Here is a 13,984-nt window from a genome sequence, read left to right as displayed (position 1 = left end):
GGGCTCGTTCGCGGGCAGGCGGTGGGGCGTTGTTTCATCATGGCCGCTGCGCGAAGGAAATGAAAGCAGGCTAACGAATTATTCGTTGAGTGTATCGAGCGCTGGGAAACCCGCTTCCACATCGTGGGAGCGGGTTCACCCGCGAAGAGACCGGTCTGGCCAGCTCAAAAGGGCCAGGCCATCTCAGCTACCTCAGACCACGACGCCCTGGCTACGCAGGTAGTCGTCATAGGTTCCGCTGAAGTCGACAACACCGTCCGGCGACAGCTCGATGATGCGGGTGGCCAGCGACGACACGAACTCACGGTCGTGGCTGACGAACAGCAGCGTGCCTGGGTAGTTTTCCAGCGCCAGGTTCAGCGCCTCAATCGACTCCATGTCCAGGTGGTTGGTCGGTTCGTCCATCACCAGTACGTTGGGCTTTTGCAGGATCAGCTTGCCGAACAGCATGCGGCCTTGCTCACCACCGGAAATCACCTTCACCGACTTGAGGATCTCGTCGTTGGAGAACAGCATGCGCCCGAGGGTGCCGCGGATCACCTGCTCACCGGAGGTCCACTGGCCCATCCAGTCGAACAGGCTCAGGTCGTCTTCGAAGTCATGGGCGTGGTCCTGGGCGTAGTAGCCCACTTCGGCGCTGTCGGTCCACTTCACCGAGCCTGCGTCCGGCTTCATCTCGCCTACCAGGGTGCGCAGCAGGGTGGTTTTGCCGATACCGTTGGGGCCGATGATCGCAACGCGCTCGCCGGCTTCGACGGTGATGTCGAAGTTCTTGAACAGTACCTTGTCGTCGAAGGCCTTGGCCATCTTCTCGACCACGACGGCCTGACGGTGCAGCTTCTTGGTCTGCTCGAAGCGAATGAACGGGCTGACCCGGCTCGACGGCTTGACCTCGGCCAGCTGGATCTTGTCGATCTGCTTGGCCCGCGAGGTGGCCTGCTTGGCCTTGGAGGCGTTGGCCGAGAAGCGGCTGACGAAGGTCTGCAGCTCGGCGATCTGCGCTTTCTTCTTGGCGTTGTCCGACAGCAGTTGCTCGCGCGACTGGGTCGCTGCGGTCATGTACTCGTCGTAGTTGCCTGGGAACAGGCGCAGTTCACCGTAGTCCAGGTCGGCCATGTGGGTGCAGACGCTGTTCAGGAAGTGCCGGTCGTGGGAAATGATGATCATGGTGCTGTTACGCGCCGTGAGGATCGTTTCCAGCCAGCGGATGGTGTTGATGTCCAAGTGGTTGGTCGGTTCGTCGAGCAGCAGCACGTCCGGGTCCGAGAACAGCGCCTGGGCCAGCAGCACACGCAGCTTCCAGCCCGGAGCCACTTCGCTCATCGGGCCGAAGTGCTGTTCCAGTGGAATACCCAGGCCCAGCAGCAGTTCACCGGCGCGGGATTCGGCGGTGTAGCCGTCCATCTCGGCGAATTCGGTTTCCAGCTCGGCGACGGCCATGCCGTCTTCCTCGGTCATTTCCGGCAGCGAGTAGATGCGATCGCGCTCGGCCTTGACCTTCCACAGCTGGCCGTGGCCCATGATCACGGTGTCGATCACGGTGAATTGCTCGTAGGCGAACTGGTCCTGGCGCAGCTTGCCGAGGCGGGTGTTCGGCTCGAGCATGACCTGGCCACCGGACGGCTCGAGGTCGCCGCCGAGGATTTTCATGAAGGTCGACTTGCCGCAACCGTTGGCGCCGATCAGGCCGTAGCGGTTGCCGTTGTTGAATTTGACGGAAACGTTTTCAAACAGCGGCTTGGAGCCGAACTGCATGGTGATGTTAGCGGTGGAGATCAAAGGGCTTACCTATCAGTAACTTACGACGCTGGGCTTTCAGCTGATACCGATTTGATACCAATCTTGAGTTTTTCCAGCTCGCTCCAGTCGGAGCTTGAGTTAAGCCAACGGGCATACGTCGACAGCAGCATCTGAACGCTGTGACCCAGCTGTTGGGCGATAAATGCGGGGTTGAGGCCGGACATTAAGCATATTGTCGCATAGGTGTGACGGCAGTTGTATGGGGGGCGACGTCTGATCCCCAATTCATTCAGCACAGGCACCCACTGTTTATGGAGATCGGAGGTCTGTTTCACGTACTCGGCGTTCTTCGACGGTGGGAACAGGAACGGTGTTTCGGTCACTGCCCCCTTGCCATGCCTACGGCGATCCGCGTACTGCCTGGCAAACTGAATCGCCCGCAAGGCCCGATCATTCAGCAGCACGAAACGGTCCCTGCCAGTTTTCGTCCTTTCTTCAACCTCGCCCAGGGCGACGGTTCTCTTGACGTGTATTGTCCTCCTCTCCATGTCGACCACGTCCCAGCGCACGGCCAAGGCCTCAGACAGGCGGAGACCGGTGAAGAACATAAATTCAAACAGAGCGGCATAAATGAGGCTTGGCCAGTGCTTGTGCTGATACAGCTTGTCGATGATGGTATTGGCTTCCGCCAGGCTGAATGGGTCGATCTCCTTTTTCGACCTCTTCGGCAGTTCGATCAGCTCGGCGGGGTTCTTGACTAGCAGGCCCTCCCGGGTCGCTGCCGCAAGGATCGTCGATAATCGGGTAATCGCATTGCGCTTCACGTTTGCCGAGGTCCATTCGGTTTCAATGATGACGCGGCGGAGGAGATTGGTCGTGATCAGGTCGACACGGACCATGGCCAGTCGCGGTACCCAGTAGAGGTTCAGGGCGCTTTTATAGTTGTTGTGCGTGCCCTGAGTGATTTCCCGGCTGTCGAGCCAGAGCTGTGCATACTCGCCGAAGGTCGGCTTGCCGCCGACTGCAGCCTGAGAGCTGGGGAACAGCTCTGCATACTTGTCCTGGTCAAGCAGGCCGAGTTTGTTAAGGCTAGCTACCTGATCGCGAAGGCTGGAGGCAGCCTTGATCCCTTTTTGTGTCGGGGGATAGGGGAGCGTTTCGCATCGACGGATACCGTCCCATGTGAAACGAATGCGGAGGGCGTTGCGGAAGATTTCGACCCCACGGGGTAAACCCATTGGCTTTCCAGCCATTCGTCATACCTCTTTTTGCTGTAGATGATCCGGCCACCGTGCTTCATCCAGACGCCTGCGGGGATCTTCCCATCCAGGCGGCGGTGTTCCAGGGAGCGTTTTGTGCAGCCGATCAGTTCGGCCATTCGCTGTTCGGTGACCTTGTCTACGTCACCGGTGCTTTCGATATCCATTGGATGGTCTCCACTCCGCCGGTGGCGGCAGGTTGGTTATTCGTCGTCGTCTTCGTCGCTGCGGCCAGTCACTTCCATGGCGAATGCACGCCACTTCGCCTGCTCTGCCTCGCTCATTCCGCCCCATGATCCAGCGCAATCCTGCTCCACCAGGTCGCCTGCTTTGAGCTTCAGCGTGCCGCAGTTGCTGCCAATGTCCTCGTCAGCGAACACGACTGTGATTTCTTCGTTCGGGTGCAGGGCGGACAGAGCCTTGAAGACCGGTACAGGTGCGTTCCAGGCCGTATCGAAAGACAGTGAGCAGCCTTCAACATCGATCTTCTGGCTGTAGGCGTTCCACTTGGTGCCCCAGGCATGGCGGGCGAAGTCCATGCAGTGCATGTATCCGGTCTTGCGGTGATTGCGTAGCATCTGGATGAACTGCTCGAAGCTTTCGTCGCTGAGCTTCGTCACCGAGGACGTTTCGCGACTGTGCCGCTGCATGCCGGCGAGCATCGGGTTGTTGCTCAGGGGCAGATTGATTGCCGCCTCCGCAGCGGTTTCAGCCGCGCCGCAGATACCGTCCCAAGGGAATTCGCCCTCGAACTTGATGAGCTTGCCGAAGTCGATTCGGCCGTCTCCGTTGATCAGCGATGTAAGGACGTGGGCTGGCGCGCTGACTTTGTTGGTGATGTGGTTTGGCATGGCAATAGCTCTCCATGCCCGCGCATGTCGGCGGGCTTGAGTAGTGGAGGGAGGGGTTACAGTTGCGGCGCGAGCAGTTCTTCGACTACCTGGCCGGTGTCATGGAAGTACCAGTCGCTATCAGTGAGGTTGTTCATCATGAGCGCCGCGAAGGCTATGGGCCCCATGCTCTTCATGATCCGCTCAAGTTTTGGAGGAGTACCTTTCCACTTCGGCTTGATGCCGACCAAACGCGCCGCTGCGAGGTTGTGGTGACCATCTACAATGACGCGATAGAGCCTGCCACGCATCTCAACGTCTACCGTGAGGACGAACACCTTGAAGTTGCTGGCTTTCTTAAGGACCAGATCGCGGTTCAGGTAGCGCTGGCTGCTGATCAGTGGCGGGGTGCTCATCGCGGCCCCCTGTAGATCAGGTAGGGCATGTACATCAGGGGCAGGATCATGATTTTCGCTCCAGGAAGCACCAGACCAGCGCAGCAAAGCCGCAGGCGATACCGACGAGGTAGCCGATCGCTGCGGCGCCATTGGAGCCGACACCATTGGCCGCGATGAAGAACAGTAGCGACAGGATCAGGCAGAATTGATAGTTGGTCATTGGCACAGCTCCTTCGGCACCTGGACGGTATCGCCGAGTTTGGCGGCGACGATTGCGCGGCAGGCGGCTACCAGATGAGTCGGCCCGCTCGCTTCGCCCGCGTCGTCATTCACCCCGGTGCAGGCAAAATAGGCATTCGGATAAAGCCCGAAGCCGATGCGGTGCTTTGGTAGAAGCGGGCCGCCTACAGCCCAGCTTTCGTGTGGGTTATAGCGCGCATCGCGGATGGTGACTTCGCCGGTGTAGCGGACGAACACCCGCCACGGGTTGCCGTAGATTGGCGGCGCGAGGAGCACGTCGAGGCCTTCAGCTTTGCCGACCGCCCAAGCCAGCTGCTCACCTACCAGGTCGGCAGTCTTCACTTCGATCAGATCTGTCATAGCTCGATTCCTGGCGCCTGAGGCATGGGCTGCCAATGGGTAACCTCATCCCCGGAGCAGGGCGAAACCAGAGGTTCCCAGTACTCCTCGAAGTCGGCATGGGTTTCGAGAGAATGCCACCCACTGAATGGTGTACCGTCCTCGGGATCATCCGGATCAGGGTCTTCTCTGTGGAGCAGCTTTTTGTTCAGCCATTCGGCAGCGAAGACGTAGGTCTTGCCGTTGTGCGCTCGCCTGACTGCCACAATGAAGGTCGTGTCGGTGTCTTCATCCGTAACTGGCAGCCTGTCGCTGCATTTGATCCATTCGCTCACAGCTGATACCTCTCATCAATCCAGCGCCCAGGCGCCAGTGCGGGTGTAGGGATGTTGTTTTCTTGCTCGTGCGGGGAGAGCTGGCGCTCGTTGCCGGCCTGCAGCTGGCTGTCGGGGATGCAGCTGATTCCGACCCCGTTCAGCAGGTAGCAGGTGACGCCGCGCTGGCTGTCGTGCTGCACGTCGATGACGTTCTCGGTTGCGCTGGCGCCGGTGGCCAGCAGCAGGAGGCAGAGGACGAGGCGGGTCATGTGCGCAGACTCTCGTCCGGGTCCAGATTGAAACGCCGGCACAGCGCGGTGGCGACGCCAGACCCGCAGCCGAAGGCGTCCTTCATTAGCACCCAGCACGGATTCTTGTACCTTCTGCTGGTGCCGCTCACGGCGCGCACCGCTTGGCCGACGAGTTCTTCTTCGGTGAACTCGCAGCCTGAAAGGGTGATGGTGCGGCTGGTGCCTTTCTGCTGCTCCAACTGCTGGCGCAGGCTTTTGATCTCTTCGACCATGGCCAGCACCACGGCAGGCCGTGCTGCGCGGTAGTAAGCGTCTGCATGAACATGCGGCTCGCCAATACCGTAGAACTGCACGCCCAACGTCTGGCCGTCGTAGTTCAGATAGTCGGCTGTCAGCTCAACGGATCCCTCGCCGCCGCAGGCCTGGCATTCGATCCAGCCGTCTTCAATGTTGGCGATCTGCGCGCTGTCGAAGTCTTGCGGGGTAGCAGCCTTGGTCGCCGCCTCGATCGCGTCGAGGTCCAGCTCAATTATTCCGGGCACGGTCGTTCCTTGGCCGCCATATCGCGGCAGTGAATAGAGGGGGAGGGGTTACAGCTGTGTTTGTAGTTATGCGGATCTTAATTGCATTGCCGCTTAAGCGCTGATGCGGCAAAGTGGGAGGCTCCTTAGCTAGCGGGTATATGCCAGGGCTCAATTTGCCGCTACTCCCTGTCGGCAGAAGACCGCTGGCAGCAGTCAAAGCGGAAGCGTTATCCTAAAAATAAGGTAAGATTCTGTGATTTACCGAGTTCATGGAGTAAGCAATGGCAATATGCAGGTTGTGTAAGCAGGAAAAAAAGTTAATAAATAGTCATTTTATACCGGCTGCCGCGTATTCCCATCTTCGCTGGGATACTAATTTGGGGCTGCAACAGTCGGTAATAATCAATCAGTATACAAACTCTATCGCTCAGACAGATAAGCAAGTAAAGCAGCCACTTTTGTGTGGTGCTTGCGAGGATCTATTTTCTAAGAAGGGCGAACGAATCGTAGGTCAGCTCTGGGCCACTCAGAGTGGTTTTCCGCTTTTTGAAATATTGAGAAGTAAAGAACCTGCAGCAACGCATCCTCTGTTTGAAGGTTATAGTCCAGACTCTATAGATAAAGGTCATTTAGATGCTCTGGTGTATTTTGCTGTAAGTATATTTTGGCGTGCCAGTGTGTGGGATTGGCAGCGAGATAAAAATCCCTACGGGAATGGGTTGGGCGCACGATATGAGCTGGAGTTTGCCAACTTTCTGCTTTCGGGCTCTAAGCTTAATAATTTCTGCTTGTATATTGAATTGAATTCTGACGAAAAAACCAGGCGTATGTTTTCTTTTCCTTCGTGCGTTAGGAGGGAGGGAAGTTGGTATCACTCATTTGTTATTTTGGGCTTTAGGTTTGTTATGGTTGTGGGTGCTGGAGAGTCCAAGATGAAACGTGTGTGTGATATGTTTGGTTTTAATCCGGTGGTCGGGATTTCTGACTACAGTTCAACTGCTGTTTTTAAAGGGCTTTCAGAGTTTGCTCGTATAGCTCCTCGTCGTGGAAAATTTGGGAGGCTTGATTTGGCAACTCTGGCTGCTAAGTAGCCGGTCCACAGATAAAACTATAATTCTTGATCTGGGTTTTTCTTGTCTCGGCCGGTCCCTCGGTGCTTAACAAGCCCGTCTTGGGCTCGGTAATTAACAATACTTCGCAAGACGTCTTGTGGCAGATTTTTTCATTGCCGGCGTCGGCCTTACCGGGGAGGCGTTTATCGTTTGAGAGTGGAAGGCGCTGGAGGGCAGCGTCGTAGGGTCAGGCTCTACTGAGGCCGGCGAACAGGTCGATTGCTGTGGTCATGGGGGTTTCCGTGTTAGGCGGCTTTGTAGTTTTCAGGCACCCAGTCCGCCCAGCCGATAACGGGCATTCTGGTCTTGGGGCTGAGGATCTTCTTGCCCTTCTCGTCGAGCAGGGCAGCTTTGCAGCGGATCTTGAGGTCTCGGCATGCGCTGGTCTTCTTGGCAAGCTCGATGAACTGCTTCGCGTGCTGCGCTGTGTAGAAGAGGGCGCTGAGCTGCTTCACCTTCTCGCCGGCCATGATGGCGTCGGCGTTGCGCTGCACTGCCTCAGTCCACTCAGCGAGCGTCAGCTCTAGGGGGGGGCAGCCAGCCTTTCCGCTGGGTTTGGTGATCTTGGTCTGCTTCCGGGCGTCGGCAAGTGCCGCGCTCGCTGAGGTGGCGTGATTCGTTGAAGTGGGGTATTGATGTTCGGCCCGGCATGGGGCCGGATCAGGGAGTTGTCTGTGGACTGTGCATTGATGGTGAACGTTGCTTCTCTTTTATCCGGCGTTCTTTCGGCAGCATTTTGGGTAAAGTCAGCCGTGGTGAAGGCTCCGCCGCCGCCGGGGCTTGAGAACTCACCTGATATCGAGTCATGGGATGTGACTATCGTTAACGGTGGTGAGTTGTACGGTACGCTCCGATTACAATCCAAGTGGAACAGTCGAGCGGCGATCGCGGCTGCCGTTACGGTCTCGCTGCAGGTGCTAGCAACTCTCCTTAGTAACTTCTCATCGCAGTAATGTCGCGTAGATATCACTCTCCCTACACGGATGCACCATGGTGGTGATCCTTATAAGGTTGAAGTATTAATCTATTTTTGCTCTATAGTTGAGGTCAGTATTGTGAGGCGGCATCCAGCGCGGGAAGAAATTGCAAGGGTTTTAGGTGAGCCAGTAGGATTTGATATATCTGAAACTGCTGCGAAGTTGCGTAGAAATTTAATTCTGGTATCTATGGTGGTGCTGGTGTTGATCGTTGGAGAGATTGAGGCTGGCTCAGATTTTTCCATTCTTGGGGTCAAGTTGACTGGAGTAACACCATTTAAGCTTATGGTCGGGCTCTCCATAGTTCTCATTTATTCCTTAATTCATTTTATTTGGTATTGTTATGAGCTCTACTCGGAGTGGTCTGTACGTGTGACTGGCACTAAGCTTGCCTTCGTTACAGGCGCGAAATTAGGGGCGACGGGGGCAGATTATCCAGACGACCCTAAGCAATCGACGTTATACACCTGGTGGATTCAAGAGGCACGCTCAATGACGGCTTATTCCGATTTATTAAATCGTGTGGGTGAGAGTGTCCAGCAGTTCAGTGTCCATGTTGAGCAGTTGCAGCAGCGAGATATGACTGTAGGTGGTAGTGTGAGCAGTTCTATACAAGGAATGAATAACACGCTAGAGCAAATTAGACGCTCCCTAGACTCAACGGAATCCACGATCACCAATACTCGGGTTCCAGAATCTCTCGCTAGGTTTGATAGGCGTTTCAGCTTGCTTTTGAAATCCCAGAACCTGCGTATGTTGGTTGTAGAGGTTGGAATACCCATCATATTGTCGTTAGCTGCTGGTTGTTATTTGGTGAGCTTTTTCTTTCAGCATCAAGCCTAGATTCTATTGTCAGGAAACTGGGGGGACTCTGCCGAGATCTCTGAAGAATCAGAGGTACGCGGTGATGCTTTTCAAGAAGTGAGCTCAATGCCTCGGTCACGCCACCCAGCAAGCCACCAACCGCAGTTCACGGTCATCCAGCCGTATGGCTGGGCATCGCGTGACTGGCTGTTGTATCGGCACGCCAGCCCAGCGGGTGCCAGGCTACGGTCGCAGCTTCAATGCCGCTGCAGACGCTTCCGTAGGTGATGGGCATGATGGCTCCTGGCCGGTATATTGGTCCATACCACAGCGATAGGGGTTCAGTTTGAGAACACAATTAGCAGTCGTATTTACGGTGATATACGTCGGTGGCTTTTTCTTAATTCTGCTGGGCAGATGGGATGAGTTTCGTTGCCTGCCGTTAAATGAATTAGGTGATTTTTTGGCCGGCGCATTCGGACCTCTGGCCCTAGCGTGGCTAGTGTTTGGTTACTTTCAGCAAGGAGATGAGCTACGTCAGGGAACGAAAGCGCTTAAGATGCAGGCAGCCGAACTAAATGCATCAGTTCAACAGCAAATACAAATGGTTGAGGCGCAAAAGCTTGCGTTGGAAAACCATGAGCGATCGCTAGAGCCAATCTTATATCTGACCTATAGGGGCTCTGATACAGACCCTGAAGATGGGGTGGAATATGATCTACTTACCGTCTCTAATAAGGGTGAGTACTGTGACAGTGTAAATCTTTCTTATGTGATGAGTAGTGGAGAGTTATTTAATATTGACTTGGAGCCGCTTCACAAGGACGGCGAGGTGCGTTTTTCGACTGAGCTAATTTACGACGACCGAACTGAGATCACCATCCAATATAAAAGGAGTAGTGGCAAGCTAGGAAGCCAACGATTCGAGTTGACGCGCCACTTTGACGAGGCTGGCGGTTTCAGTCGCGTAAGAAAACTTACTTCTTAGGTGGCATTATCTCTATATTCGAGGCCGATCCAGTATTAGCGTCAATAGTGCAGTGTGGACTGGAGGCTTCTGTTACACGCGCCCTCGCCGGGGTGGCGTTATCGTTGAATAGGGGAAGGCGTTGGCGGGCAGCGCCGGAGGGTTAGGCCGCGAGGCGCTTCTTATCGGCGCGGCCCTTGGCCTGGTGCAGCCGAAGCGCTTCTTTGTAGCTGACCTTGGCCGCTTTCATGGTCGGCGCCCACTCGCCGGCGACCTCAAGCGTCTCGTAGGGCGACCAGTACGCGAAACGGGTAGGCCGGCGATGCTCGCAGTAGGCACTTCCGCGTGGGTAGCGGACCATCCGGTACTCGTAGTTGTCCCAGGTGCCGCGCTGCTGGATCTGCGGCTGGTTGATCCCTAGGAAGTGGGCGAAGCCGTCGTAGCACTCGCACTCGTCGAGATAGGCATCGAACCTGGTGTACTTTCGAGGTGGCGGCGGTGGAGGCAGCTTGGATAGCGCAAACTGCTTGCCTTCAGGCGTTGCCCGGTACACCACGTCATCAGCATCACAGAAGGCTGGCGCCTTGCCTCGCGTCATCAGGCCTGCCTCTACCAGCACATCCAAGTTGTTGGCGTCGTCATAGCCTGGACTGGTGAGAAAGTGGTTTCTGTTGCCGGTACGGCATCCCGGGTTTAGGCCCAGGGTGTGCCAGAGTAGGCCGAGCTGCTCCTCGGTGGCTTCGATCATGGCTTTCTCCATGCATGCGCCGCCCTCCGTGGCCGGATGCGGCATGGTGGATTTGTTGATTAGGCCAGTTGGAAGAGTCAGTAAGGGAAGCCTGACTTGGACTCTTCCAGGATCTGGTCAGTCAGCTCGGGGCTGACTGGATTTTAGGGTTGCAACGCGCCGTTGAACACGTCGAAAGACTCGTACACTACCCAGCCGCCTTCGGTTACCGGGCCTTCGTTGTCGATCACGTAGGAACCAGCCTTGAAGTAGAACGGGAATTTGTCCCATGCCGTGTTCACTGTTGCATTGCCGAACAGTGTGTCGAGCTGAACACTCAACTCGCCGGTGGCATCAACCTGGACGCTGTATTCAAAGGGCTGGCCCAGTGAGATTGCCTTCTTCAACAGCGTCCGGGTTGTGCTACTTGGTTTATCGCGGGCATCGATCCGAACAAAGCCGTTCCACCAAATCACCATCAGGAATGGGTTCGGGGCATTCAGTCCGTGGATTTGACCGACGATAACCTTACCGCTAGATGGAGCGCTCTCGACCCGTACCCGGCCTGCCATAGAGTGCTTGGCGCTGCCGCGAATCCAGTTGAACGATACAGGGGAGTCAGGAAGTGTCTGGCGGCTCTCTGTGCGTGGGGTCTTAGAGGTTCCCGATGTGCCACCTTGGACTGAGCACCAGTAGTTGGTGTGGCCCAGTTGGTCGATCCAGAAGAGGTCTTGCGGCGGTCGCTCTGGATAGAGATAAAGCGTGCCGTGCGCGGTGATGTTTCCAAAGTAATTCATGGTCATTCCTTTGTGGTTTGGGGTGTGAATTTCATAGGGCGCCGCCTCTGCGACTTTCGTCAGGCGACTGGTATTCGGATGCCTCGCCGGGGAGGCGTTATCGTTGAATAGGGGTGATATGCTTCGCCGCTTACCAAAAGGAGAGTGGTGATGCGTTTGCGTGATAGGCTCCGGGCGTTCCAGGTGTGGTTCAACCCGAAGCGCAGACGGTGGGCTGGTGTTGCGCTGATCGCGCTTGGCGTGGTCGGGATGTTTCTCAACCCGGAAAGCCGGTGGACCTTGGTGCTAGGGACTGGGATCTACTGGTTCTTCACGGCCTTGCCCCCCGTTCTTGGCGGAAAGCGTTGAGGCGCTGGCGGGCAGCGCGGGGTCAGTCGGCGATCGGGAACTGCTTGGCCAGGGACTGCTGCACTGTCGCGATGATGCGGCAGAGGTAGGCCCAGTCCGGGTTCGGCTCTTCAGCATCCGCCGGCAGAATCCACCACTCATCACCAAACACCCGGTGCATAAACTCGCGGTGTGCCCCACCGCATTCATCCAGGGATGACGTGTGGCTTAAGCCCTCTGCTTCGTCGATGAGGTCTCGCGCATCCTCGGCATCTAGGTCGCGGTCACGACGCATCTGCAGGATGATCTTGCGAGCCTTGCTGGCTAGGGCCTCGGCGCTGAACCGGCGGGATTTCAGCGATCGGTCGAAGTAACCGATGATGTATGCCTCGTTTAGCCTGCAGAAGAACTGGCCCACCGTCAGGCCATCCCACATTCCTCCCCAATGGGCGTGCCAGGTCTTGTCGAAGCAGCTGACGGTGATCTTGCCCTTGCAGGGCGCGAAGTCTTCCAAGTAGACGCTGACCGGGTCCAGGCCTTCGGCACCGGTGACCAGCAGCTTGGTGACGGTCGAGGTCTCGACGTTCATGGCTTTCTCCATGCATGCGCCGCCCTCCGTGGCCGGATGCGGAATGGTGGCAATTTGGTTTGTGATGAGGTATTACGGTTGGCCGGCATCGAGCCGGGTCAAAAGGAATTTGAAATGCATTACACCGCCATAGGGCCGTTCGACATCACGCTCAATCCGGAACCTTTGAGCAGCGTCGCTGAGCAGTCTGGCCTGGGTCGATTGTCTTTGGACAAGCAGTTTCAGGGTGATCTAGAAGCCACCAGCCAAGGTGAGATGTTGTCTTTCCGCAGCAGCTTTCAAGGCTCGGCCGGCTACGTTGCCATGGAGGTTGTGCATGGAACCTTGCACGGTCGCAGCGGGAGCTTCGTACTTCAACACAGTTCGTCTATGAATCGTGGAACACCCGCTCAGTCCATCACCGTGGTACCTGATTCCGGAACTGACGCGCTTTCGGGGTTGACTGGTAGCATGGTCATCACGATCACAGATGGGCAGCACTCTTATAAATTTGAGTATGCGCTACCAGACCAATCCTGATCGTTGGTAGCTGGCTGGACGGGCAGCGCCAGTTGGTCAGGCGTCTGCAGCCCGCTTGAGCTGGTCGACCAGCTGAGTCGGAATTCCCTTGATCATCAGCGTGCCGGCCTCTTGGTCGAACTCAATCTTGTCGCCCAGCAGATGCGCTTCGAAGCTGATCGACAGGCCCGCAGCTCGCCCAGTGAAGCGGCGGAACTGGTTGATCGTCCGCTTATCCGCGGGTATTTCGGCCGACAGGCCATAGCCCGCGCAGTGGATGAAGTCGGCGAAGTTCTGGGGGCGGTCCTCATCGAGCAGCTCGGAAAGTTCCTGTAGCGTCACCGGCTCCCCCAGCTTGGTCTGGGCGGTGGCGTACTCGACCAAGGTGAGGGTCTTTTCGCGGGCCGCGTCCTCAGGCAGGTCCTCACTCTCCACGAAGTCGCTGAACGCCTTGAGCAGGGTGCGGGTTTCACCCGGGCCGTCGATGCCTTCCTGGCAGCCGATGAAATCGCGGAAGTAGTCCGAGGCCTTGCGCCCTTTTTTGCTCTTGATGAACGAGATGTACTGTCGCGACGCCGGGTTGTGCTTCCACTCGCTCAAGTTGATCCGGGCGGCGAAGTGCAGGGCGTCGGTATCCAGGTGGCGCGATACCGAGACAGTTAGGTCATCGGCGACCGAGATCGTCTCGGCCTCACGCAGGATGGCGATGGTGAGGTAGTCGGTCAGGCCCTGCTGGTACAGTGCGAACAGGACGTGCCCGCCGACTGCCAGGTTGGATTCCTCCATGAGGCGCGTCACGTGCTCAACCGCCGTGCAGGTGAAGTCGATGAACTGCATGTCGCCGCTGACGACCTTGGCCAGCCAACCGCTGAGAGGGTAGGCGCCGGACTCGCTGTGGAAGAATCCCCAGGCCTTGCCGGTCTTGGCGTTGTAGCCGTCGTTCACATCGTTCACCAGATTCTCGATGGCAGCGCTTTCCGGAAGGCTGGCGCTGGCCATGTGCAGGGCCGCCGGGCTGCCGTCCGGCTTCTTGTCGATGAAGTGCATCACTGCGTGGCGAATGGGCATGGGTGTTCCTCCGTGGCCGGCTGGCGGCATGGTGTTTATCGAAATACGCGGCAAAGTGTCGAGTATTTGTGTTTCGAGGCTCTGGTGCGGTACTACTTGCAGGCAGGCATAGGGCCTGATCAAGGAGCCGTTATGGGATTCGAAGCAAGGCCGCTAAACGAGCTGGCTGAACTAATCGATGCAGGGGTTGCGATCGAGATGTCCGTTTCTGGAAGGACAA

At 56.9% G+C, this 13,984-nt stretch carries 19 protein-coding genes; 5 read left to right on the top strand and 14 right to left on the bottom strand.

Annotated features, from left to right (window positions below):
• Positions 1–192: 192 nt before the first annotated feature.
• The 9 genes from PC358_RS06220 to PC358_RS28100 form a co-directional block, all read right to left on the bottom strand.
• Positions 193–1,779: an ABC-F family ATPase gene (locus tag PC358_RS06220; protein ID WP_033698236.1), complete on the bottom strand. Its 1,587-nt coding sequence runs from the start codon at positions 1,777–1,779 to the stop codon at positions 193–195.
• 20 nt (positions 1,780–1,799) lie between these two features.
• Positions 1,800–2,993 (bottom strand): tyrosine-type recombinase/integrase, encoded by a 1,194-nt coding sequence (locus PC358_RS06215; RefSeq protein WP_033698234.1) that lies wholly within the window; start codon positions 2,991–2,993, stop codon positions 1,800–1,802.
• Between the two features lie 209 nt (positions 2,994–3,202).
• Positions 3,203–3,850: a DUF1281 family ferredoxin-like fold protein gene (locus PC358_RS06210; protein ID WP_033698233.1), complete on the bottom strand. Its 648-nt coding sequence runs from the start codon at positions 3,848–3,850 to the stop codon at positions 3,203–3,205.
• A 56-nt stretch (positions 3,851–3,906) separates the two neighbouring features.
• The gene (locus PC358_RS06205) at positions 3,907–4,245 is read right to left on the bottom strand and encodes a hypothetical protein (protein ID WP_033698232.1); all 339 of its coding nucleotides are present in this window, start codon (positions 4,243–4,245) and stop codon (positions 3,907–3,909) included.
• A gap of 46 nt (positions 4,246–4,291) precedes the next feature.
• Positions 4,292–4,447 carry a hypothetical protein gene (locus PC358_RS27715; RefSeq protein ID WP_156056775.1) on the bottom strand — a complete coding sequence of 52 codons (156 nt, stop codon included), beginning with the start codon at positions 4,445–4,447 and terminating at the stop codon, positions 4,292–4,294.
• A complete protein-coding gene (locus tag PC358_RS06200; RefSeq protein ID WP_033698230.1) occupies positions 4,444–4,827 on the bottom strand; it encodes a DUF2591 domain-containing protein in 384 nt (127 codons plus the stop codon). Before PC358_RS06200 ends, PC358_RS27715 begins: the two co-directional genes overlap by 4 nt.
• A complete protein-coding gene (locus PC358_RS06195) occupies positions 4,824–5,141 on the bottom strand; it encodes a DUF551 domain-containing protein (protein ID WP_033698228.1) in 318 nt (105 codons plus the stop codon). The genes PC358_RS06200 and PC358_RS06195 overlap by 4 nt, the downstream gene beginning before the upstream one ends.
• The gene (locus PC358_RS06190; protein WP_033698226.1) at positions 5,138–5,392 is read right to left on the bottom strand and encodes a hypothetical protein; all 255 of its coding nucleotides are present in this window, start codon (positions 5,390–5,392) and stop codon (positions 5,138–5,140) included. The genes PC358_RS06195 and PC358_RS06190 overlap by 4 nt, the downstream gene beginning before the upstream one ends.
• Positions 5,389–5,916, bottom strand: coding sequence for a hypothetical protein (locus tag PC358_RS28100; RefSeq protein WP_244884617.1), 528 nt, complete (start codon positions 5,914–5,916; stop codon positions 5,389–5,391). Before PC358_RS28100 ends, PC358_RS06190 begins: the two co-directional genes overlap by 4 nt.
• Before the next feature lie 263 nt (positions 5,917–6,179).
• On the opposite strand from PC358_RS28100, the gene PC358_RS27710 reads away from it, so the two are divergent.
• Positions 6,180–6,989 (top strand): hypothetical protein, encoded by an 810-nt coding sequence (locus PC358_RS27710; RefSeq protein ID WP_156056773.1) that lies wholly within the window; start codon positions 6,180–6,182, stop codon positions 6,987–6,989.
• A gap of 266 nt (positions 6,990–7,255) precedes the next feature.
• Here the strand turns inward: PC358_RS27710 and PC358_RS06180 are convergent, their stop codons facing one another.
• Positions 7,256–7,504 (bottom strand): hypothetical protein, encoded by a 249-nt coding sequence (locus PC358_RS06180; protein WP_156056771.1) that lies wholly within the window; start codon positions 7,502–7,504, stop codon positions 7,256–7,258.
• A gap of 489 nt (positions 7,505–7,993) precedes the next feature.
• Here PC358_RS06180 and PC358_RS06175 point away from each other — a divergent pair, with 489 nt between their 5' ends.
• Both PC358_RS06175 and PC358_RS06170 read left to right on the top strand, forming a co-directional pair.
• Positions 7,994–8,830 carry a hypothetical protein gene (locus PC358_RS06175; protein WP_156056769.1) on the top strand — a complete coding sequence of 279 codons (837 nt, stop codon included), beginning with the start codon at positions 7,994–7,996 and terminating at the stop codon, positions 8,828–8,830.
• Between the two features lie 307 nt (positions 8,831–9,137).
• A complete protein-coding gene (locus PC358_RS06170; RefSeq protein ID WP_156056767.1) occupies positions 9,138–9,779 on the top strand; it encodes a hypothetical protein in 642 nt (213 codons plus the stop codon).
• Positions 9,780–9,921: 142 nt separating this feature from the next.
• On the opposite strand, the gene PC358_RS06165 is transcribed toward PC358_RS06170, so the two are convergent.
• Together PC358_RS06165 and PC358_RS26965 are read right to left on the bottom strand one after the other, a co-directional pair.
• Positions 9,922–10,506: a hypothetical protein gene (locus PC358_RS06165; protein ID WP_081874719.1), complete on the bottom strand. Its 585-nt coding sequence runs from the start codon at positions 10,504–10,506 to the stop codon at positions 9,922–9,924.
• A gap of 143 nt (positions 10,507–10,649) precedes the next feature.
• Complete coding sequence (locus tag PC358_RS26965) at positions 10,650–11,282, bottom strand: polysaccharide lyase family 7 protein (protein WP_077068435.1); 633 nt, start codon at positions 11,280–11,282, stop codon at positions 10,650–10,652.
• Between the two features lie 150 nt (positions 11,283–11,432).
• On the opposite strand from PC358_RS26965, the gene PC358_RS06155 reads away from it, so the two are divergent.
• Positions 11,433–11,630 carry a hypothetical protein gene (locus tag PC358_RS06155; protein WP_033698215.1) on the top strand — a complete coding sequence of 66 codons (198 nt, stop codon included), beginning with the start codon at positions 11,433–11,435 and terminating at the stop codon, positions 11,628–11,630.
• Between the two features lie 22 nt (positions 11,631–11,652).
• On the opposite strand, the gene PC358_RS06150 is transcribed toward PC358_RS06155, so the two are convergent.
• Positions 11,653–12,198, bottom strand: coding sequence for a phiTE_072 family protein (locus PC358_RS06150; protein WP_033698213.1), 546 nt, complete (start codon positions 12,196–12,198; stop codon positions 11,653–11,655).
• Between the two features lie 114 nt (positions 12,199–12,312).
• Between PC358_RS06150 and PC358_RS06145 the strand changes: the two genes are divergently transcribed.
• A complete protein-coding gene (locus PC358_RS06145; protein ID WP_033698209.1) occupies positions 12,313–12,717 on the top strand; it encodes a DUF3224 domain-containing protein in 405 nt (134 codons plus the stop codon).
• Between the two features lie 36 nt (positions 12,718–12,753).
• Here the strand turns inward: PC358_RS06145 and yejK are convergent, their stop codons facing one another.
• A complete protein-coding gene (gene yejK, locus PC358_RS06140; RefSeq protein WP_033698207.1) occupies positions 12,754–13,764 on the bottom strand; it encodes a nucleoid-associated protein YejK in 1,011 nt (336 codons plus the stop codon).
• Positions 13,765–13,984: the final 220 nt, after the last annotated feature.

Source organism: Pseudomonas capeferrum (assembly GCF_000731675.1).
Classification (GTDB): Bacteria; Pseudomonadota; Gammaproteobacteria; order Pseudomonadales; family Pseudomonadaceae; genus Aquipseudomonas; species Aquipseudomonas capeferrum.
Note: the sequence above shows the minus strand (reverse complement) of the source record. Positions and strands in the feature narration are given on the sequence as shown.

Bases quoted from the DNA above. Each gene is read 5' to 3' on its own strand.
- PC358_RS06215 (WP_033698234.1), bottom strand. From the start codon at position 2,993: ATGGCTGGAAAGCCAATGGGTTTACCCCGTGGGGTCGAAATCTTCCGC.
- PC358_RS06210 (WP_033698233.1), bottom strand. From the start codon at position 3,850: ATGCCAAACCACATCACCAACAAAGTCAGCGCGCCAGCCCACGTCCTT.
- PC358_RS06205 (WP_033698232.1), bottom strand. From the start codon at position 4,245: ATGAGCACCCCGCCACTGATCAGCAGCCAGCGCTACCTGAACCGCGAT.
- PC358_RS27715 (WP_156056775.1), bottom strand. From the start codon at position 4,447: ATGACCAACTATCAATTCTGCCTGATCCTGTCGCTACTGTTCTTCATC.
- PC358_RS06200 (WP_033698230.1), bottom strand. From the start codon at position 4,827: ATGACAGATCTGATCGAAGTGAAGACTGCCGACCTGGTAGGTGAGCAG.
- PC358_RS06190 (WP_033698226.1), bottom strand. From the start codon at position 5,392: ATGACCCGCCTCGTCCTCTGCCTCCTGCTGCTGGCCACCGGCGCCAGC.
- PC358_RS27710 (WP_156056773.1), top strand. From the start codon at position 6,180: ATGGCAATATGCAGGTTGTGTAAGCAGGAAAAAAAGTTAATAAATAGT.
- PC358_RS06175 (WP_156056769.1), top strand. From the start codon at position 7,994: ATGCACCATGGTGGTGATCCTTATAAGGTTGAAGTATTAATCTATTTT.
- PC358_RS06165 (WP_081874719.1), bottom strand. From the start codon at position 10,506: ATGATCGAAGCCACCGAGGAGCAGCTCGGCCTACTCTGGCACACCCTG.
- PC358_RS26965 (WP_077068435.1), bottom strand. From the start codon at position 11,282: ATGAATTACTTTGGAAACATCACCGCGCACGGCACGCTTTATCTCTAT.
- PC358_RS06155 (WP_033698215.1), top strand. From the start codon at position 11,433: ATGCGTTTGCGTGATAGGCTCCGGGCGTTCCAGGTGTGGTTCAACCCG.
- PC358_RS06150 (WP_033698213.1), bottom strand. From the start codon at position 12,198: ATGAACGTCGAGACCTCGACCGTCACCAAGCTGCTGGTCACCGGTGCC.
- PC358_RS06145 (WP_033698209.1), top strand. From the start codon at position 12,313: ATGCATTACACCGCCATAGGGCCGTTCGACATCACGCTCAATCCGGAA.
- yejK (WP_033698207.1), bottom strand. From the start codon at position 13,764: ATGCCCATTCGCCACGCAGTGATGCACTTCATCGACAAGAAGCCGGAC.